The organism is Paenibacillus algorifonticola (assembly GCF_050481745.1).
Taxonomy (GTDB): domain Bacteria; phylum Bacillota; class Bacilli; order Paenibacillales; family Paenibacillaceae; genus Pristimantibacillus; species Pristimantibacillus algorifonticola_A.
Genome location: NZ_JBCNGR010000032.1, coordinates 107,066 through 127,612, shown reverse-complemented (window position 1 = coordinate 127,612; position 20,547 = coordinate 107,066). Strand labels below are relative to the sequence as shown.

Genomic DNA, 20,547 nt, shown 5'->3' with positions numbered 1-20,547 from the left:
CAATTGATTCGAGAAGCTTTCCTCGAGTTGATTCAGAATTATGATTTGGAGAAAATTACCGTGAATCGGCTTGCCGAGAAGGCAACCATTAATCGGGTTACCTTCTATCTTCATTACCGGGATATCCCCGATATGCTGAATCAGATGGCCGATAACATGACCACGCATATTCGTAATCTGCTAGATGATGTGGCTGATCAATCCAGCACCGCTAAGGATGAATGGCCCGAGCTAGTCAGGCTTATTCAGCATTTTGCCGATCATTCAGCTTCTTACAAAATACTGCTCGCTTCCAAACGTCTGCCCCTATTTACGGAGCGCCTGTCTGTGCTGATGATGGAATTTATTATAAATAAAATCAATAATCACAATGCATCATCCAAAGCCATTACGCCCCAAATTCCGAATGACATTGCAGCCTGGTACGGCGCCTCTGCCTTTCTTGGCACGATCGTTATATGGCTGCGCAACGATATGCCTTATACGCCTGCCTTCCTTGCCAAACAGCTTTTGCTTATGGTGCCATTCAAATCTAATGCAGACAGCTCGTAGAACACCAGTCCTTATTCATTCAGATTAGACGCGAGAAAGGCCGGGAACCCTCACTAGGTTCCCGGCCTTACCATACTCATGGATGAGAAGTTCTTTTTAATCCTCTCGCCGATGTGGGCTGGAGCACTTTCACGCCTATCTTGACTATTTTCCAAGCTATGTATCCTATTATTCCGCCAACGGTGTTTAATAGCAAATCATCCACATCGAAGATGCCAATGCCTAGAAAAAACTGAGTGGATTCGAAAAATAAGCTTAGCAGAAAGGAAAGCAGCACTACTTTTATACATAATGCCCTTTTAGATTGGATGAGCTCCGCCATAAAAACACCAAGCGGAATAAAGGCCAGCGTATTGCCAATTAGATTCGTAAATAAAATAGAGCCTGAAATCGATAATCCATTTATATCTTCTATATCTCTTGAAATCTCATCGAATAGCTTGAAGTTCGCTTGGCGCTCGTAAATGAGGTAAGGGTGATGCAGAAACGTTTTGAAATGATACCATAAAGCATCGAGACTAATGAAGTTCCATTTGAGCAAAATGATTTTAAATAATAAAAACAGATACACGATAAACGCCGCTCCTATAAAAAGTTCCCACTTATTTGTCTTATTTGCCGTCTGTTCCAAATGGCACCCTCCTTTACCGTCACAATCTCGCCGTTCTATTTATTAAGCTCTCTGTCCGTCGCTGCATAGCCCAGCAGAACCAAGCATATAAAAATGCCCCACCTCGTCATTAACGCGTCCTCCCCTTGCCTTATACTTCTAGGATAGAGAAAACTAGTTAAAAAAAAGTGGGGCAAATTTAAAGTTTTTCTTAAATTATGAGTGCACAGGCAATCGCACTTCAAATAACGTCCGCACCACATTGCTCTCGGCCTTAAGAGTTCCCTCATGCTGCTCTACAATATTCCTGGCAATGAACAGGCCTAAGCCTGTGCCGCCCTCTTGATGCGCCCTTGAGCGGTCGCCCGTATAATACATTTCGAAAATATGCGGCAAATCTTCTGGAGGAATCTCCCCTCCATAATTGACGACTTGAATGACCACATGCCCGGTATCGATATGCCCATTCATATCTACATATAAACCTTCTTTGCCATGCCTGGCCGCATTCGTCAACAGGTTCTCGAATACACGGGCCAGCAGCTCCCCGTCACCATAAATATAAAGCTCGGGAGCGACATCCATACGGGAAATTAAATGATTTTTCTCAAAAACAGGATATAGCTCCTCGTTCAGCTGCCTGAGCAGCTCGCTGAGATCAATGTGCTCTTTCTGAACCGGCAGCTTGCCGTAGTTCATGCGGGTAATGTCGAATAGCCCATCTATCAGCTTCTCCAGACGCTGTGATTTATTGAAGGCAATCGTAGTGTAATGCTTGATCTGCTCAGCGGTTAGCTGATTATCCTTCACGATCAGATCCAAATACCCCAATATCGAGGTAAGCGGCGTGCGTAGATCATGGGCCAAATTCACAACCAGCTGATCCTTGCTATTTTCGGCAAAGTCCCCTTTTTCGACCGCCGCTTGCAGCTTTTCGCTAGCCAAATTCAAATCCTCCGCAATGCTGTTAAACTCATCATTTGAGGAAATATGTACCCGATTGTCAAATTCCCCATTCGCCAGATGGCGGATTCCCTTGGAAATTTCATTGAAATACGTCCCATATCGCTTCGTAAACCAGAAGAAAAAGACAATAGCCAGCGGGATGAAAAGAATGAGGAACACATAAATGTCTCCAACCTCCCTCATCATCCTCCGGTATAAGGCCAATCGATCCCCTTCGCGGACATCGACATAATAAAGCTGCAGCATCTTATAGATGCCATACGTAATTGCACCGGATAAAAGCATGCTTAAGCCCAGCAGCATAATCATCGTGGTCCGAAAGCTCCGTCTGCTCTTAATCATTGAACGTGTACCCTACGCCCCAGATCGTCTTGATGAATTTACGCTTGGTCGTATCTTCTCCCAGTTTTTTGCGTAGGGTACGGATATGTACCATAACCGTATTTCCGCTCTCATAGTAGGCCTCGCCCCACACCTGTTTAAAAATGCTTTCCGCGCTAAATACCTGCTTCGGGTGGCTCGCCAGCAAATAAAGAATGTCGAACTCCTTCGGCGTTAATTCGACGTCCTCGCCGTACAAGGTGATTTTATGCTGGTCGGGTGAAATCACGAGTCCGCCTAGCTCCAGCACCGCTTTATTCATGACGGCTGGCTGATTGAATTGCAGCGACCGGCGAAGCTGCGAATGGACACGTGCCACCAGCTCCATTGGGTTGAAGGGCTTGGTCATGTAATCGTCCGCACCCATAACAAGCCCTGTGATTTTATCCAGATCGGAGGTTTTGGCACTTAAGAAAATAATCGGCAGATGGTATTGCTCCCGGATTTTACGGGTGACCTCGTACCCATCCATTTCCGGCATCATAATATCCAAAATAGCCAAATCAATCGCCTGCGATTGCACAGCTTGCATAGCTGCCTTTCCATCGGATGCTTTTATAATATAATAACCTTCCTTTTGCAGGTGCAAGGCCACCAGATCCGCGATTTCCACCTCATCATCTGCGACCAAAATCGTAATACGCCTCAAATCCAGCCACCCCCAACTGTCGTTCCTAAAAAATAATGATCAACAAGTTCAGCCTATGCTTGTTATTCAAATCTCCCCAGCAGCGCCAATGCCTCTTCATGATCCGGCTCAAGCTCCAAAAATTGCTGAATATAGCCCAATGCCTGCTCGTCCAGCTCCAGCTCAAAGCAGCTAATAGCGAGACAATAAAACACGGTTGAAACGACCTCATCTTGTTCTTGCTGCACCGATATTTCCAGAAACTGCTTGGACTCCTCGTACATTTCCATCTCAAACAGCAGCAGGCCTGCATCCAGTGCCAAGTCATAACGCTGCTCCATGACATAATACGACGACCACATGAGCTGAATGCCTCTTAGCAGGTCCCGCATTTCTTCATCATTCGCATCCGGCAGCAGGCTGGCTATTTGCTTCGCGCTCTGAATGAAAAACTCTGCATCATATCCACCCAAACGCCAAAAACTCAACAATGGTTGCAGCTCCATGCTAGAGAGATTGCGGTCGACCCACATTTTCATGCTGAAAAACTCGTCCGGGCCAAAACGCTCAACAAATCGGCGGTAGGCTAGTCTCGTATTTGAGTAGGCCATCGGTTGATCCAAATGGAGAATGCAGCCGACATTTATATTTTTATAATGATGCGGGGGAAATAACGCCTGGGCTCCTCTTTGTTCAAACACATGCTGAATCGCATGGTAGTTGGCGGTTAATGAGAAGCTGCCATGCAGAAACAGCTCCGGCGGCTCGGCAAATTTCCAGTTATCGAGCAGGTGGTCGCCTTTGTCAGCGGTTATCAATAGAAACCCTGCCTGAGACAATTGATTCAAGCGCTCCAAGCAGGTTAAGCCTGCGGCAGGAAATAAAATATGCGAATCCTCCAGCTGTTTCTGATATACGGCAATGACATCACGGTAAGGATAGTCGTCTTGCTCATACTCGGGCGCCCTCCTGTGCTCATAATGCAAAGCGATTTGATCTAATAGCTCGGCCGGTTTAAGAGCATCCCGATTGTCTGGATATTCGACAAAAACATCCGCTTCATAAATCTGGCCGTCGCCTACATAGATCAGCTCTTGTGGAATGCTGTCAAAAAAATAGTTGGCGACAATAATTAATGGCTGCTCTAAATCTTGCTCTCTAATGGTATTGCCTGACAGGACGAGGTTTAACTCCGTATCATGAACCGCATCAAATCGTGCAAAATCCAGCAAGCCCTCAGCGATAAAAGCCTGCAGGGCAGGATGCTCCTGCCAGGCCAGAACATTTTTCATGGGCAAATCGGTCATAATATAGCGGAAAGGGGGGAGGGATACGCCCGCATAGTCTCTCAGCTGGCAAAGCTCATGCAGCACATGATAGGCGAGACGGCCCGCTCCAGCACCCAGCTCTACAATATACACTGGCTCTGAGCTGTTTCCCTTATTGGCCTGATCTTGAAGCAGCCCAAATATCATTTCGGCATAGGCTGCCGCAATCATAGGATTACTCGTTATATATTGTGGAACTTGATCATTGTTCCAAGCCTTCATACCTTCTTCTTCGAAATATTCCCTTTGAATATGCCATATAGGAGCTTCACTGAAGCGATAGCATTGTTTATGATTAACAGTCATTTAAACGAATCCTGCCTTCTGAAAGTTATTCTATTTCATTTAACTCGCCTGCACATTACCTTATTTTCATAATATCCCTTTTTATGATAGCACATCCCTTTCAAATACGCCGTTTCATAAAACCATCAAGAGTCCGATTGCCATACGAAAAAGGACGCCCAAATCGGCGCCCTAATAGTTAATGAAAAGAAATATCACCTAAAACAAGATAGAAGGGCACTCGGCAGGGTGCCCTTTGCCCCTTGTCTGCTACTTTAAGTCGAAGACCATCAAGTCGCGACCTACTGTAATCGGGCCGGCGTAAATATCAGCCATCCCCTCGATATACGCTTGCTCGGCCTCTGAATTCGCCGCTGGCGCAGGAATGTGATGCGTGAGCACGAGATGCTTGACTCCCGCCCGTTGCGCAATTGCAGCCGCTTCCAGCGTCGTCGTATGATACTTCGCGGGGTTTGACAGCGCCTTCTCGTGCTTCGGATATTGCGCGGTCAGGGCGTCAAGCCACGACTTGTTGTACGCTTCGTGAACGAGCAGATCTGCCCCGGTCGCTTGTTTCTCCATATTGGCCACCGGAATCGTATCGCCTGATATAACGACCGTCTTGCCGTTATACTCGAACTTGTAAGCGATAGCCGGATAGACAGGGCGATGGTCCACTTCGAAGGCGGTAATTCGGATGCCTTCCTTGTCGTAGATAACACCCTCGTTGCATTCCGTATACTCGATTAGCGAGCCCGCTTCATCCGATAGATTGTAACTAATTCGGAGCTTGACGTCGAACTCGAAGGACTCCCGCATTTTACCAATGATCGCCTTCGTCGTCTCTGGTCCGTACACTTGCATGGGCACTGAACGACCTTCGAAGACACGTTCTGCGGTAATATGCGTGCGCCAACTCGTGATGAACACGTCGAAAAATCCTCCGTTATGATCGTAATGGTGATGGGTAAACAGGACATCGGATATCCGTTGAGGCATGATGCCCGCTTTGATTAGTTGGTCCACCGTAGAGCCCCCGCAATCAACGAGGAACGTCTTGTCTCCCGCGAGCACCGCGGCTCCGGGCTTCGCTCGCCCATAGAAGGCACGGGGAGAACCCGTCCCGAGCAGAACGACGGTCAGATCTGGGTGGTAGTCTGGCCTTAAATTCATTTGTGGCTGGATATGCATCGCTGTCAGCCCTCTCATCTTCGTTTTATTTGCCTTCCTGTATCTCCTTCAGCAGCGACAGATCGTACAAGCCTGCCAGATCCAGGCCATCTGCTCCGACTCCCTTGATATAGCCGGCATCAACCGCTACCTGCGCCATTAGCTTCAAGGAATCTTGGTCGATGTTCATCGTCAGATTTAGATGAGACAGTGTGGCCTTGATCAATTCGGCATCCAAGCCCTTGCCCGTCAGTTCCTTCAACTCATCGCTAACGAGAGAATACGTGTCGCTGGGACTTTCCTTGATAAACTTGATTGCGTCCTCATTGGCCAGAAGAACAGATTTGGCCAAATTCCGATGATCCTTCAGGAAGTCGTCGCTAGTGACAATAATCGTAAGTGGATAATTCCCCTTGTTCGGCGGAATTTGATCCCAATCGACGGCAATATCACCGATGCCTTCGTTCGCGATCAGCGTCCCCCATGGCTCCGGCAATAGCGCCGCGTCTACCTGGCCCTGCTTCATGGCCGTCAGCGTATCTGCCGGAGCCATCGCAATAAGCTGAACCCCGCTCTCATCTGTCGACACCTTCAGGCCCTGGTCCTGAAGAAGCAGACGCAGAGAGATCTCATTCGTGCTCCCCTTTGTCGGGATGGCGACCAGCTTGCCCGACAAGTCCTTGACGCTCGTCACGCCTGAGCCCTTCCTCGTCACTAGCACGGCGCCGCCGTTGTTCGCTCCTGACAGAATCTTGATGTTCTTGCTCCTTATATATTGGTTGATTATCGGGCTTGGCCCGACGTACCCGATGTCAATCTGGCCTGTCGCCATTGCAGTCGAGAAGTCGGAGCCGTTGTTAAAACCCTGTACCTCGATCTTCACATTAGCGCCGAGACGGTCTTGCAGATAGCCCTTCTTGATCGCTACGAAAGCCGGAGCATGGGTCACGTTCTTGAGCAAGCCGATCCGCACCGTAATGGGGTCGACCGATTTGGAGCTTCCATTGCTTCCCGAGCCTGAGGTCCCGCAGCCGGAAAGCAGAGTCAGCATCAAGATGATCATAAGACTCGAATAAGCCGCTTTTCTAAACATGCATCATTCCCCTTTTCCTAGTTAAGCTTACGTTTTGGCCGTATTCAGACCGTACTGGGTCCAGATCCGCTCCTCTATGCGCTTGAAGACGAGATGGTCGGAGATCGTACCGAGAATCGCGATCACGAGTACGATGCAGAGCATAAGAGAGGTGTCGCCGAGGCTTCGCCCCTCCTCCAACAGCTGCCCCAAACCGATGCCGCGCGCAATGAGCTCACCGGAGACGAGTGCCCGCCAGGCGAACGCCCAGGCCATGCGCATGCCCGTAATGAGCTGTGGTATGGCTGCGGGAATCATCACTTGGTAAAAGAGTCGGAACCCGCGGCCTGTTCCAAACATCTGCGCCGACAACAGATAGATTGGAGGAATGTTCTTGATCCCACTCCGACTGGCAATCGTCATCGTCCACGTCGCCCCAATCGTCGTGATGAACAATACGGCGAAGTCGTTCAGCCCGAACCATATGATAGCGAAAGGTAACCAAGCGATGCTCGGCACCGTCTGCAGAGCGACGACGACAAATCCGAACGTCTCGTCCAGCAGCCTGCTCCGAGCGAACAAGACGCCGAGTGTCATGCCGATGCCGCACGAGAGGACGAACGCGATGAGGATTCGCCTCAAGCTGCTAAGCGTCGCTTCGAGCAGCTGCCCATTTGCCATCCCATCGTAGAATGTCTGCACCGTCTGCAGCGCCGATGGAAAGCGCCAGCCCCACTGCATCGTCCTATATGCCGTCTCCCAGATTATTAGCAGTAGAATGAGAAAGAGGGCTTTTCTCCAGAGTGTAGTCATTGCCATATTCCTCCTTCGCCACCTTCTCCAGTTCAGCGGCCAATGTATCCATGATCTGACTCTCGATATGGTGCAGAAGAGAATCGCCAGGCTCCCGCGGCCGTGCCGCCTGTACGCGAAACTCCTTCTTAATCCGTCCCGGCCGGGTAGACATGACGAGCACTCTGTCCGACAGTATGACCGCCTCCCGGATGTTATGCGTGATGAACAGAATGGTCTTCCCCGTGCTCAGCCATATTTGCTCCAGCTCCTTATGCAGCAGCAGCCTAGTCTGTTCGTCCAGTGCAGCAAACGGCTCATCCATGAGCAGAATCTCTGGGTCCATGACGAGCGCCCGCGCTATTGCCACCCTCTGCTTCATCCCACCCGACAGCTCATGAGGATAGCGGTCCGCGAACTTCCCCAAATGGACAGCCCGGATCTGCTCCATGGCTCGCTCGCGGCGCTCCTTCTTTTTGATTCCCTTTTGCTTGAGACCGAAGGCGACGTTCTCCAGCACGGTAAGCCAAGGATACAGTGCATGGTCTTGGAATACGACGATCCGATCAGGCCCTGGGGCCGTGACTTCCTTGCCGTTCACTTCAACTCGGCCGTAATCCGCCCTCTCCAGCCCTGCTACCAGGTTAAGCAGCGTGGACTTGCCGCAGCCGGAAGGACCGAGGATGGAGACGAACTCTCCCTTTCCAATCTTGAAGTCAATATCTTTCAATGCAGTATAGCCCGCTCTGCCCCGTTGCGCGAACGTCTTGCCTACTCCCTCTACCTGGATCATGCTCCCACCCCCCCATGGCTTTCCACATCGTTACAAGTGCTGTTGGAACTCGTCGGTATCGTGAATGACAACCATTTTCCTCTCATAGCGAATGATACCTTCCTCCCGCCATCGACCCAATGTCTCCGTAACCGTCTGCCTGCTGCAGCCGATGACATAGGAGATCTCCTCATGGGTAAGCGAAAGCGTGATGACCGTCTCCTTTCCCACACGAACCCCGAGCTGCATGAGCAGTTGAGCCAGCCTCCAGGCAACCGGCCGTGAAATGAGCGTCTCTACGTAACGCTGTGTCTGCAGCAGACGACGGGCGTTGACCACCGTTAGCGCGTAGAGGGCATCCGGATGTCTCTTCAGCAAGCTGGTGAATTGGGATGTCGGAATCGAGAGGATCCGGCTGTCTGTGATGCATCGCGCATAGCGTTGTCTCTTCTGCCCCGTCAGCACCTCGGCCGCACCGAACACCTCGCCCTTGTGCCTCAGGAACAAGGTGATGCTCTGGCCCTCTTGCGCAAACTGCGAGATCTTCACCAATCCGTCCTGTACGAAATAGATCTCCTGACTTTCTTCCTCGCTTCTGAAAATAAAAGCGTTCTTCTTCATGCCACGAGAAGAGCCAAATTCCTGAAAGAGCTTCGCTAACGCGAGTTGCTCGGCTTCACCGTTATCCGTTACGGTTCCTTCCCTATAGGAGGACACACCCTCATGGTCCATTGTCGTTCCACCCTTCTCTAGCTGTCGGCGAATTCATAGTTTGCCTATCGGTATTTACAATTATAATTCATGGTTTCAAACAAAAACAGTCGGCTAGCCGACAAAATATAAGACGTAGCATTGGTTTATTTGTCGGAGAGGGTAGTGACAGAAAAAAATAAGGCTGTCCGGAAAGGCGGAAGGGCCTTAGAGACAGCCAATATTGGATCCAATAGAAAACGGAATATTCACTCTTCTAAATGACTGCGTTTTTATGTAACGTTAGTAAGGAATGGTCATATAAAAATACAAATATTCAGGTTTTCGTCGTATACTTGGCGAAAGTTAGTCCATTTCTAAGAGCACCTTTGGGTTCTCTAATTCATCCGTCATTTACGAGCCCCCATGAATGAAATAGGGCATACAGGAAATTATTTTACATAGAGAAAGAATTTGAAAGAGACCGCTCCGTCGTATTAAGGTACATGGCGCAAAAGAATGATAAATTAATTTTAAGTATTAAGAATATGGAGGCAAGGAAAAGATGAACTTGGTTAAAGTGATGCTCGTGGATGATGAGGTGCTAGCAATTGAGCATATGAAAAATCTAATTTCGTGGCAGCAGCTAGGTTGCGAGATCGTCTGTACGGCGAACAAGCCATCGCAGGTCATAAGATTGGCGAGAGAGCATCGCCCAGACTTGATCATTATGGATATCGTCATGCCCGGCAAGGATGGGCTGGCGCTTAGCAGAGAGCTGCTGGCAGAGGGACTGGTGCTGAAAATCGTGCTGCTCACCTCCTACAAGGAATTTGAGTACGCCAAAGAGGCGCTAAAGCTGGGTGTGTCCAACTACTGGATTAAGCATGAGATGGACGCAGAAACGGTTAGACGTGAGCTCGGTGGCTTAAGGGAGGAGATTGAGGGCGATAGGCGGCTCCGGAAAAATGACCGCGGCAGATTGCTCGTGGATTGGCTCGGTGGAAGGCCTCTGACGGACGCACAGTGGAGGACGGCGACAGCGGGCTTGGGCGAAGCGTTTGATCGGCTTCATCTGCTGGTGCTTGAGCCTGCCCGTATGATGCCACTGCTGCCCGGCGTTATGCCAAATAAACCGGAATGGCCAATGGAATGGCCCAGTGCAGGAGATTCCAGCTTGTTAGCGGCTATCCCTTTCCTAGAAAGCTGCTTTGTACTCATATACGGAGACAAGAGCAGCAGGGGAGAGAGCAAGATGCGTGAGCTGCTTGAGGAAAAGGCGGCCGAGGCCCGGCGTACGATAGAACAGCTGACGGGCCGCGCTGCGTCCATGGCGATGGCGTACGGTTTGCCAAACCGGGCGGATGTTCCCGGAAAGCTGGCTGAAGCTTTGAAATGGCTGTCACAGGCGATGTTTCATAGCTCTGGTCACTTATTTCGAATGAACGAGCTTCAGCGTGAGGAAGAGAAGGCCCCCTTACATCTGGAATGGGAAGAAGGCTTGACGAAGACGAAGGAACTGCTGTCGGATAGCCAATATGAAGAAGCTGCGCGCGAGGTTTCGGCCTTATTCTCGCTAGCTTTGGCAGCAAAAGATGCGAACGGATTCGCGGATCTGTGTCGGCAGCTGGTCAGCGTGTTGAACCGCTATCGCGCCACTTCTGGACTGCCATCTCTAACAGAGACCTGGGCAGCTGGCCCCGGCACGACAGCCGATTGGGCTTCGCTTACGGGGATTCGCGATTGGTTTTTATCGGAGTTGAATGCGCTTGCAGGAACGTCAGCCGGGCAGCCCACCCTGTCCCGCAAAGTGCGCCAAGCACTCGAGCAGATGGAACAGCATTACGGCGATCCCGAGCTCGATGCAGATGCGATTGCAAGGCAGCTCGGCATTTCGCGCGACCACTTTCGCCACTTGTTCAAGCTGGAGACGGGCAAGACGGCACTCGACCGACTTACAGAAATCCGGATGGAGAAGGCCAAGCTGCTGCTCGACGAGGGGAATCTCAAGGTGTATGAAATCGCTGACCGGGTCGGCTTCCGCAATGGGCAATATTTCAGCCAAGTCTTTCGCAAGATGACGGGGATGACCCCGCTCGAATATATGGAGAAACGCAGGTGACCTTGCAATGCGCATGAGGATACGCACCAAAATTATCGCCAGCACCGTTCTAGTCGTCTCCATTTCGCTTATTCTTAGCGGCTTCTTCATCTATGACTACGCCAAGGATATTATACGCGAGCAATCGATTAAGGACAGCCGGACGAAGCTCGCGCAAATTTCGTTCCAATTGAAGAAAATTCAGGAGCAAGTCGTCAAGACAGCGGAGTACATCGTATCCGACGAGGAGATAACCGCTCTTATTAACGCGCCAGCAAGCGAGGATATTGAGGTAAATTATTTTCGCAAGCAAGCCGTTCAAGAAAAGCTCGGGCGGTTCGTGGCGCTCAGCAATTTTATTCTGAATGTCGTGATCGTTGCACCGAACGAGGAAACCTATTCAAATTACAGCGGATACGAGGAATACTTCTCCGAATACTTGAAGCAGGACTGGTTTGTGAAAATGAAAAATTCACGCGCTGCCTACAGCGAGCCGCATCCGTTCTTCTTTATTAGCGGTAACCGTCAGGTCTTTAGTTACGTGTTGAAATATCGCCCTATCGGACAGGAATTAGATGCGGAAAGCTATCTTGTTATCGATATCGCCTATTCCGAATTATCTAACGTCTTTTTGCAAAGCGCGCAGGACTTCGAGCAAATAGAGCTGTTCACTGGCTCAAGCGCCTTGCTGCTTGAGGCTAATGATAAGCTGCCGGATGCGGATCGGTCGTTCATGACGAGCGTCTTACAATCCGGCGAGCCATTCGCAGAGGATGCCCGCACGATCGTGCTAATGGACGATGCAATGAATCAGGGATGGAAACAGGCGGCTCTGCTCTCTAAGAGCAAATTATTTATGAAAATTAATCGCGTGTTTTTTTTCTATATCATTATCATTGTTACCGCCATTATTGTAACGCTGATCGTCATGCTTCCTATCATTGTCAATCTAATGAAGCCATTGATCCGGCTGACGAATGCGATGAAGCGCGTCGCGGTCGGCGATCTCGGGACAAGCGTCCACATTCGCAGCGGGGATGAGCTTGAAATTTTAGGAACAGGCTTCAATCGGATGGTCAGAGACTTGAAAAGCCTGATGGACACTGCCGTCCAGAACGAAACGGTGAAGCGGCAAATGCAGATCGATTTATTGATGGCCCAGATCAATCCGCATTTTTTGTACAACTCCCTAAATACGGTTATTTACTTGTCCCATGCCAATCGCGGGGTAGAAGCGGCTGAAGTAACACAGGCGCTCATCTCTATATTGCAAAATACAATCAAGACGGGGGAGGGAGCTGTGCGCGCACCTCTGTCGGAGGAGAAGCGGATCATCGACAAATATACGGTCATTCAGCAGACGCGTTATCCCGGCCAATTCCGGCTCGTCTGGGAGCTCGACGAAGCACTGCTTGACCGTTCGGTTCCCCGGCTGGCGCTTCAGCCGCTCGTGGAGAACGCGATTGTGCACGGCATCATTCCGTCGGATTTAGAGGAGGGCACGATTATAGTGCGGGCTTACCGGGACGGGGAACAGCTTGTTTTGGAAGTGGAGGACGACGGGCAAGGCATGACGGTGCCCGAAGAAGGCTGGAGGATGCAAATGGGACAGGTGGGACAAGAGCCGGAGCGTACGAGGGGAATCGGTCTGTCCAACATTCAGGAGCGGCTGCAGACCCATTTTGGCGCTTCGGCGCGCTTGGAAGTATTTAGTGAATGGGGAGCGGGCACCCTGATACGAATTAAGCTTCCTTGGATCGAACAAGCGTAAACGGCTGACGCTGCCCTCTGGCGGCAAAGCTACCGTTTCGTGGGTGAAATCGACTTGATCACCGGATTTTATACGAAATCGCCGTTTTGGCTGATTACCGCGTAGCAGGGTCCTAGGTTACGATAGCAGTGTAAGCACTTACAAAATTATTTTAGGGGGACTCACCAACGTGAACATCAAAAAGAAGGCCAAATGGGTGGGCGGTTTCGTATCTGTGCTGATGCTGACTGGGCTGCTCGCAGCCTGCGGCGGCAACAACACCACTGGAGACAACGGTACTGGCAACAACGGAGGCACTGCTGCTCCTGCGGCGTCGACTGCGGCCAGCACCGATCCAACACAGATTAGCGGCACCGTTAAAGTCTGGGATTGGGATGAAGCGTTTCAGAAGGGCATGATCGTAGAATTTAATAAAAAATATCCGAACATCAAGGTCGAAGTAACGGTCGTTAATCCGAACGATTACTTGCAGAAGCTGCAAAGCGGTATCGCTTCCGGCTCTGACGTTCCGGACGTCATTCTTGGGGAGTCGGCCTACCGCGGCAAGCTGTTTGACCTTGGGGTGCTCGATAATCTGGAAGCGGCGCCTTATAACTTCGATAAAAGCACCATTATAGATTACGTTGTGCCTTACGTCTCTAATTCCAAGGGCGAAGTCATTGCTGTCGATCAATCACTTACGCCTGCAGGTTTCGCTTACCGGAGAGATTTGGCTAAGCAATACTGGGGCACAGATGATCCAGCTGAGCTAGAGAAAAAGATTTCCACTTGGGATGATTTCATCGCTGCTGGCAAGGAGCTTAAAGAGAAGAGTGCCGACAAGGTGCTCATGTTCCCTGGTCTGGGCGACGCCTTTCTCGCTTTGAAAGGTCAAAACTTTGCTTCCTACGTCAACGGCACAGAAATCGATTTGACGAGCAAGCTGCAAAAGCCTTTGAACCGCTTGTTTGAGATGCGTGATGCGGGCATTATCGGCAAAAATGAATTGTGGACGCCAGCCTGGTCTGCTTCCATGGCGAAAGGTGAGTTCATGTTCTATCCCATGGCACCATGGGGAGCCAAATGGCATATATCCGCGAACGATCCGGACGGATCGGGACGCTGGGGTCTTCTCAAAGCGCCAGAAGGCGGATTCACTCGCGGTGGAACGGCGATCGGCATTTACAAGGACAGTAAAGTGAAGGATGCTGCCTGGGCGTTTATCCAATACGCTTACTTGTCCGATGAAGGCTCAGCCTTCAACTTTAAGACGTTCGGCAACATGACCAGCTCCAAGTCGTTCTATGAAACCCAAAAAGCGCTCATCGACGCGCCGGGGCCTTACGATGAATTTTTCGGTGGTCAAAATCTTGCGAAATACTTCGTCGAAAATATCGTCCCGGATATGAAAGGCGAAGCACAGTCCAAATACGATTCCGTCGTAGACTCTGTGTTTAACGCTCTGTATCCGCTATGGATGAAGGATGGATCGGTCACCGCCGACTCCGCACTGCAAAAGTTCATCCAGGAAACGAAAAACAAAGCGTCCGACGCGACCATTAAGTAAATTTGGGGAAAACGAGGGATGACCGTGAATGCGGAACGCATAATTAAGACTTCCGCCGCATCCAGCAAACGCAGATGGGGGCCACGCATGTGGCCCTATCTTTTCGCCCTGCCTTTCGTGCTGACGTATGCGGCGTTTCAATTGTATCCAGTCCTTTACTCGTTCGTGCTCAGTCTGCATGACTGGAACGGCATAGGCGACAAGACGTTTATCGGCTTAAAAAACTATGTGCAGCTTTGGACGAATGACCCTTTGTTCATTAAGTCCTTGTGGAACACCCTGATTATGATGGCGATGTTTATTCCAGTAACCTTGATTTTAGGGCTCACGCTGGCGTATTGGACTTTCCATTTGACGCGCGGCAAGAGATTATTTCAGACCATTAATGTACTGCCATATATTACGACACCGGTAGCCATCGGCTTTATTTTCTCCTACTTGTTTGACTGGCAGACCGGTCTTGTGAACCTGCTCCTTACAAAATTCAGCCTATTGGAAGAAGGTTTTTACTGGCTTCAAGACCCCTGGGGCTCCCGGGCCATTATCGCTTTAATGGTCATTTGGCGCAATCTCGGGTATTTTATGATTATTTTCATGGCCGGCATGACGGTCATTCCGCAAGATGTATACGAAGCGGCCAAGATGGACGGCTCTACGGGACTTCATACCTTCCGCAAAATTACAATGCCCTTGCTGCGAAATATTATCGTATTTCTCGTCGTCACCTCCGTTATTAACGGATTGCAATTGTTCGATGAGCCAAAGCTGCTTTACGGCGGATGGTCGGGCTCCGCACAGGTAGGCGGTCCTGACAATACAGCTCTTACTATTATTTGGAAATTTGTGGATGAGTCATTCGGTTCCAATACACGTTTCGGCTATGCTTCAGCCATTGCCTACTCGCTGTTCCTGCTAATCGTATTATTCTCCATTCTCAGCTACAAACTCACAGCACCTAAGGAGGACAAACGATGAAAACAGCCAGCATGTGGTTTTGTCTAATTGTCATCTCCCTGCTTTCGCTCTTTCCGTTCTATATTATGATCGTGATGGGAACGCATTATAGCGAGGATCTATTCAAGGGAATTCCGATTCTTCCGGGCAACTATTTGGGAGAAAACCTGAAGACCGTCCTGCAGGCCGATTTTCTAAAAGTATACGGAAACAGCTTGATCGTATCCGTTGTATCTGTCTTGCTGGCGACACTTACCAGCACGCTTATCGGCTATGCCGTGGCGAAGTTTGAATTCCGTGGCCGCAAGCTGCTTCAGACCTTCGTTATTATTACGATGATGGTACCGACCCAGGTCGGATTAATCGGTTATATTATTGAAATGAGACATCTCGGTGTCGGCAATACGCTGTGGCCGGTCATTCTCGTCTGGGCAGCCTTCCCGTTCGGTGCATTTTTTATGATCCAATTCATGCGCGATTCGATTCCAACCGATTTACTGGAATGCGCGCGTATTGACGGCTGCTCCGAGCCGGGCATCTTAATTCGCATTGTACTGCCGATAATGAAACCGGGCTTGGCGACGCTGGCGACGCTGGTGTTTCTATGGTCCTGGAACAACTATTTGCTGCCGCTCGTCACAATTAACAAGTCCGAGTGGTACACGCTTCCAATCTTTATCTCGAATCTGGGTATTGTTCACCGGACGGATTACGCAGCGCGAATGACTGCCCTTACGATGACAACCATACCCGTGCTGATTCTGTTTATTCTTGGTTCGAAAACGTTCATGAAAGGCTTGACCGCTGGTGCGGTCAAAGGCTAAACGTTATAGCAAGGCCGCCAAGACCAGCCATACTGTGCTTTCAATATGAGAAGGTGAATAGGCTCTCCCTACAGCAACAGGTTCTATGACAAACCTGTCTGCTGTAAGGGGAGCCTATTCGTTATTTTTCTACTCTAGAAAGGTATCCGACATCCACTTAACAAAACATTCCTTTTCTTCATATTGCGGTAATGCGCCGATTCCGCATAAGGCAGGAATTCCTTGTGTTCAGCTTCAATGCTGTCAAAATATTGCCGAGCTGCTTGGGATGAAGTCATAAAGTCATATTCCCCCATTACAAAATATGTTCAGTTTTTGTAGATATGCCTCTTTTATAATCAAAAAGATTTTTAATTCTTGGGAGGTAAGTTATGAACGCGTCATTCAAAAAATATGCTGCCGAATTTATTGGAACATTCGTCCTTGTTCTATTCGGCTGCGGCAGTGCGGCTACAGCAGGAGCTGAGCTTGGCTATTTGGGCATCGCATTGGCATTCGGGCTGTCTATTGTGGCGATGGCCTACGTCATCGGTCCGATATCGGGGTGCCATATCAATCCGGCGGTTTCACTCGCCATGCTCATCAGCCGGAAGCTATCGGGGGCGGATTTCATCGGATACGTGGTTTCGCAAATCGCGGGCGCTATTGCAGGCTCCGCCATTTTGTACGCGATTATCGTCTCCGCTGGCATGCCCACAACGGGGCTCGGTCAGAATGGTTTTGGCCCTGGGTACGGAATCGGAATTTCAGCGCTGATGGCATTCATCGTCGAAATCATCTTAACCTTCGTATTTATTTATACGATACTGGGTGTGACCTCCACTGAGGGCAATGGAAATGTGACGGGCCTCGTTATCGGGCTGACGCTCGCTTTTGTGCATATTCTTGGCATCGCCTTAACCGGAACGTCTGTCAATCCGGCAAGAAGCTTGGGCCCAGCATTGCTGCTTGGCGGTGAGGCGCTATCCCAAGTGTGGGTGTTTCTTATTGCTCCGCTTGCCGGCTCGGTACTGGCCGTTGCTGTATACAAGTGGCTGAACAGCCCTAAGGGGAATCAAGCCTAAAATGATTTTAAGCTCGTTTTGAGGAATTTCGGGAGGAGAGGGCTGCTGGGGGGTTCCAGCAGCCCTTTTTTTGAGTGTATTTTTCCACAAAAAAAGACCCCCTCAATAGATGAGAAGGCGATTACTAAAATTACTCTTTACTGGAGTCTCTCAATTTTTTTCGGGCAACTCCGGTACGATAGGCTGCTTCTATAACGGCCTCTCTTACCTTTTCCACTACTTTCTGGTTGAATACGCTCGGAATAATATACGTTTCGCTCAATTCTTCATCCGTCACAACGGATGCGATCGCCTGAGCGGCTGCAAGCTTCATCGCTTCATTGATTTCACTCGCCCGGCAATCCAAGGCGCCGCGGAAAATGCCTGGAAAGCAAAGCACATTATTGATCTGGTTCGGCTTGTCGGACCGCCCTGTCGCCATCACTCGAACGTAAGGCTCGGCCAGCTCTGGATCGATCTCCGGTACCGGGTTCGCCATTGCAAAGACGATTGGATCTTTCGCCATGGATTGAACGTCTTCAACCTTGAGTATATTCGGAGCCGACACGCCGATAAATACATCTGCTCCCTTGATCACTTCAGACAAGCTGCCTGTCTCCAAATGCGGATTCGTTAGCTCAGCAAACGCCGTCCAATGCGGATTGCCATACGAGATGTTCCGATTAATGGCGCCTTCGCGGTCCACACCAATTAAATTGCGCACGCCCGCAGCCAGAAGCATCTTCGAGCAAGCAATGCCCGCTGCGCCGATGCCATTTACAACGACTTTAATATCAGACATTTGCTTTCCTGTAATTTTGAGCGCATTGAGCAGCCCGGCCAGAATGACCACGGCTGTTCCGTGTTGGTCATCGTGAAACACAGGGATGTCCAACTCCCGCTTCAAACGCTCCTCGATTTCAAAGCAGCGCGGTGACGAAATGTCCTCCAAATTGATGCCTCCGAATGCCGGAGCGATTGCCTTTACGATGCGGACAATTTCGTCGGCATCCTTCGTATCCAGGCATATCGGAAAGGCGTCCACACCAGCGAATTCCTTGAACAGCATGGCCTTGCCTTCCATGACAGGCATGGCCGCCATCGGACCGATATCGCCAAGCCCGAGCACAGCCGTCCCGTCAGACACGACGGCAATCGTATTACGTTTTATCGTCAGCGAGTAGGCTTTATTCGGCTGCTCCGCAATTGCTGTACAAACTTGGGCGACACCCGGGGTATATACCCGTGACAAATCATCGCGGTTTTTCACCGGTATTTTGGAGGCAATCTCGATTTTCCCGCCTAAGTGCACAAGGAAGGTCCGATCCGAGACATGAATGACTTTAACGCCTTGCAGCTTTTGAAGCGCTTCGACAATCAGCTTGCTGTGCGCCTGATCGGATACGTTAACGGTAATATCGCGGACGGTGCTCGTACGGCTCGACGAGATAACGTCAATTCCCACGATATCCCCGCTTGTCCTTTCAATTGCAGAAGCGATATCGCCGAGAGAAGTTAGTTCTTTATCAATTTGCAGCCGAAATATCATATAGGTGCTGGCACCACTTGTTACGGACATCTCGCTCTCTCCTTTTTTGGTCACTCTATTTATGAAAAAGGCTTTTTTATCTCTGGTCCAAAAGCTCGACTCCCGCAATGCCCGGGTTCGTCATCTCATACGGATCAAGAATGATTTGGAGCTCCTCTTCCGTCAGCACGTTGTAAAGCAGGCATAGCTCGCGAACCGGACGGCCTGTCAAAATCGCTTCGCGCGCAATTCGGGCTACGACCTCATAGCCAAGATGCGGGTTGAGCGCAGTGATAACCCCGACGCTTTTCTCCACATACTCTTTGCAGCGCTCGACATTCGCTTCGATTTCTTCCAAGCAATGAGCGCGAAAAACTTTAAATACCTGATTCATCATGCTGAGGGATTGAAGCAAATTAAATACGAGTACTGGCTCCATGACGTTAAGCTCAAGCTGCCCGGCTTCAGAAGCCAGACAAATCGTATGGTCATTGCCTATGACCTGGAACGCCACCTGATTGACAACCTCCGCCATAACCGGATTGACCTTGCCTGGCATGATGGACGAGCCTGGCTGGCGGGCAGGCAAATTCAATTCCCCGAATCCGGCACGAGGCCCGGAAGCCATCAGACGCAAGTCATTGGCAATCTTGGACATGTTGATCATGCATACTTTGAGCGCTGCAGACACTTCCGTATAAGCATCCGTATTTTGCGTAGCGTCGACCAAGTGTTCTGCATTGATCAGCGGCAAGCCGCTAAGCTCGGCAAGCGATTCAACGACCCGCTTAATGTAGCGGGGATCGGCATTGAGGCCCGTTCCAACGGCCGTTGCCCCCATATTGACCTCGTACAAGTGGCCGCGGGTTTGCTTGATCCTCTTAATATCACGCTCCAGAACACGGCTGTAGGCCTCGAACTCCTGTCCAAGACGGATCGGTACGCCATCTTGAAGATGCGTCCGCCCCATCTTGATAATGCCATCGAACTGTACAGCCTTTTTCCGAAACGCCGCCAGCATTTCCTCCATCGTCGCCAGCAGCTTATCAATTAAAACGAGTACGGCGATATGAATCGCTGTCGGAAAAGCGTCGTTAGTCGATTGGGACATATTCACATGCGTGTTGGGACTAACTTTAAAATAATCGCCTTTCGTTCCTCCAAGAATTTCGATCGCCCTGTTGGCAATGACCTCGTTGGCATTCATATTAATGGACGTGCCTGCTCCGCCCTGTATCGGGTCAACGATAAATTGCTCCTGCCATTTTCCATCTATAATTTCCTGCGCCGCTTGCATAATGGCTTTTCCGGTTTCCGGGTTCAACTGTCTAATCTCCATGTTCGCTTCAACTGCCGCGTGTTTAACGATAGCCATCGCACGGATCAGCTCTTCATGAATGCGGTAGCCGGTAATTGGAAAGTTTTCTACTGCTCGCATCGTTTGAATGCCATAATAGGCGTCTTCCGGCACTTCTTTAGAGCCAAGGAAATCTTTTTCAATTCTAAAATGAGCTGACATTGAACATTCCCCCTT

18 protein-coding genes are annotated in these 20,547 nt (G+C 50.0%); 7 read left to right on the top strand and 11 right to left on the bottom strand.

All coding sequences use genetic code 11. The features are described from left to right. The first annotated feature begins 27 nt into the window (after positions 1-27). On the top strand, positions 28-552 hold the full coding sequence (locus tag ABEW34_RS23625; protein ID WP_430161948.1) for a TetR/AcrR family transcriptional regulator: 525 nt from the start codon (positions 28-30) through the stop codon (positions 550-552). Positions 553-628: 76 nt separating this feature from the next. Here ABEW34_RS23625 and ABEW34_RS23620 read toward each other — a convergent pair whose 3' ends face one another. The 9 genes from ABEW34_RS23620 to ABEW34_RS23580 all read right to left on the bottom strand — a co-directional run bounded on the left by ABEW34_RS23620 (position 629) and on the right by ABEW34_RS23580 (position 9,288). Then, complete coding sequence (locus ABEW34_RS23620) at positions 629-1,183, bottom strand: VanZ family protein (RefSeq protein ID WP_430161946.1); 555 nt, start codon at positions 1,181-1,183, stop codon at positions 629-631. Between the two features lie 195 nt (positions 1,184-1,378). Beyond that, positions 1,379-2,470, bottom strand: coding sequence for an ATP-binding protein (locus ABEW34_RS23615; protein ID WP_430161944.1), 1,092 nt, complete (start codon positions 2,468-2,470; stop codon positions 1,379-1,381). Then, a complete protein-coding gene (locus ABEW34_RS23610; RefSeq protein WP_430161942.1) occupies positions 2,463-3,158 on the bottom strand; it encodes a response regulator transcription factor in 696 nt (231 codons plus the stop codon). Before ABEW34_RS23610 ends, ABEW34_RS23615 begins: the two co-directional genes overlap by 8 nt. A gap of 62 nt (positions 3,159-3,220) precedes the next feature. Further along, positions 3,221-4,771, bottom strand: a complete 1,551-nt coding sequence (locus ABEW34_RS23605) for an SAM-dependent methyltransferase (RefSeq protein ID WP_430161940.1) — start codon at positions 4,769-4,771, stop codon at positions 3,221-3,223. A 249-nt stretch (positions 4,772-5,020) separates the two neighbouring features. Continuing rightward, positions 5,021-5,941: an MBL fold metallo-hydrolase gene (locus tag ABEW34_RS23600; RefSeq protein WP_430161938.1), complete on the bottom strand. Its 921-nt coding sequence runs from the start codon at positions 5,939-5,941 to the stop codon at positions 5,021-5,023. Between the two features lie 25 nt (positions 5,942-5,966). Continuing rightward, complete coding sequence (locus ABEW34_RS23595) at positions 5,967-7,013, bottom strand: ABC transporter substrate-binding protein (protein WP_430161936.1); 1,047 nt, start codon at positions 7,011-7,013, stop codon at positions 5,967-5,969. Positions 7,014-7,040: 27 nt separating this feature from the next. Beyond that, the gene (locus tag ABEW34_RS23590) at positions 7,041-7,805 is read right to left on the bottom strand and encodes an ABC transporter permease (RefSeq protein WP_430161934.1); all 765 of its coding nucleotides are present in this window, start codon (positions 7,803-7,805) and stop codon (positions 7,041-7,043) included. Beyond that, the gene (locus ABEW34_RS23585) at positions 7,738-8,577 is read right to left on the bottom strand and encodes an ABC transporter ATP-binding protein (RefSeq protein WP_430161932.1); all 840 of its coding nucleotides are present in this window, start codon (positions 8,575-8,577) and stop codon (positions 7,738-7,740) included. Before ABEW34_RS23585 ends, ABEW34_RS23590 begins: the two co-directional genes overlap by 68 nt. 30 nt (positions 8,578-8,607) lie before the next feature. After that, a complete protein-coding gene (locus ABEW34_RS23580; RefSeq protein ID WP_430161930.1) occupies positions 8,608-9,288 on the bottom strand; it encodes a Crp/Fnr family transcriptional regulator in 681 nt (226 codons plus the stop codon). 523 nt (positions 9,289-9,811) lie between these two features. Between ABEW34_RS23580 and ABEW34_RS23575 the strand changes: the two genes are divergently transcribed. The 6 genes from ABEW34_RS23575 to ABEW34_RS23550 all read left to right on the top strand — a co-directional run bounded on the left by ABEW34_RS23575 (position 9,812) and on the right by ABEW34_RS23550 (position 17,506). After that, a complete protein-coding gene (locus tag ABEW34_RS23575; RefSeq protein ID WP_430161928.1) occupies positions 9,812-11,368 on the top strand; it encodes a response regulator transcription factor in 1,557 nt (518 codons plus the stop codon). A 7-nt stretch (positions 11,369-11,375) separates the two neighbouring features. Beyond that, positions 11,376-13,118: a sensor histidine kinase gene (locus ABEW34_RS23570; protein WP_430161926.1), complete on the top strand. Its 1,743-nt coding sequence runs from the start codon at positions 11,376-11,378 to the stop codon at positions 13,116-13,118. 169 nt (positions 13,119-13,287) lie between these two features. Next, positions 13,288-14,664, top strand: a complete 1,377-nt coding sequence (locus ABEW34_RS23565) for an ABC transporter substrate-binding protein (protein ID WP_430161924.1) — start codon at positions 13,288-13,290, stop codon at positions 14,662-14,664. A gap of 87 nt (positions 14,665-14,751) precedes the next feature. Then, positions 14,752-15,639, top strand: a complete 888-nt coding sequence (locus tag ABEW34_RS23560) for a carbohydrate ABC transporter permease (protein WP_430161922.1) — start codon at positions 14,752-14,754, stop codon at positions 15,637-15,639. Further along, entirely contained in the window at positions 15,636-16,442 is an 807-nt protein-coding gene (locus tag ABEW34_RS23555) for a carbohydrate ABC transporter permease (protein WP_430161920.1), read from the top strand. Before ABEW34_RS23560 ends, ABEW34_RS23555 begins: the two co-directional genes overlap by 4 nt. 371 nt (positions 16,443-16,813) lie before the next feature. After that, positions 16,814-17,506: an MIP/aquaporin family protein gene (locus tag ABEW34_RS23550; protein WP_430161918.1), complete on the top strand. Its 693-nt coding sequence runs from the start codon at positions 16,814-16,816 to the stop codon at positions 17,504-17,506. Positions 17,507-17,636: 130 nt separating this feature from the next. On the opposite strand, the gene ABEW34_RS23545 is transcribed toward ABEW34_RS23550, so the two are convergent. Further along, complete coding sequence (locus tag ABEW34_RS23545; RefSeq protein WP_430161916.1) at positions 17,637-19,064, bottom strand: NAD-dependent malic enzyme; 1,428 nt, start codon at positions 19,062-19,064, stop codon at positions 17,637-17,639. A gap of 46 nt (positions 19,065-19,110) precedes the next feature. Further along, positions 19,111-20,532 carry an aspartate ammonia-lyase gene (gene aspA / locus ABEW34_RS23540; RefSeq protein WP_430161914.1) on the bottom strand — a complete coding sequence of 474 codons (1,422 nt, stop codon included), beginning with the start codon at positions 20,530-20,532 and terminating at the stop codon, positions 19,111-19,113. Positions 20,533-20,547: the final 15 nt, after the last annotated feature.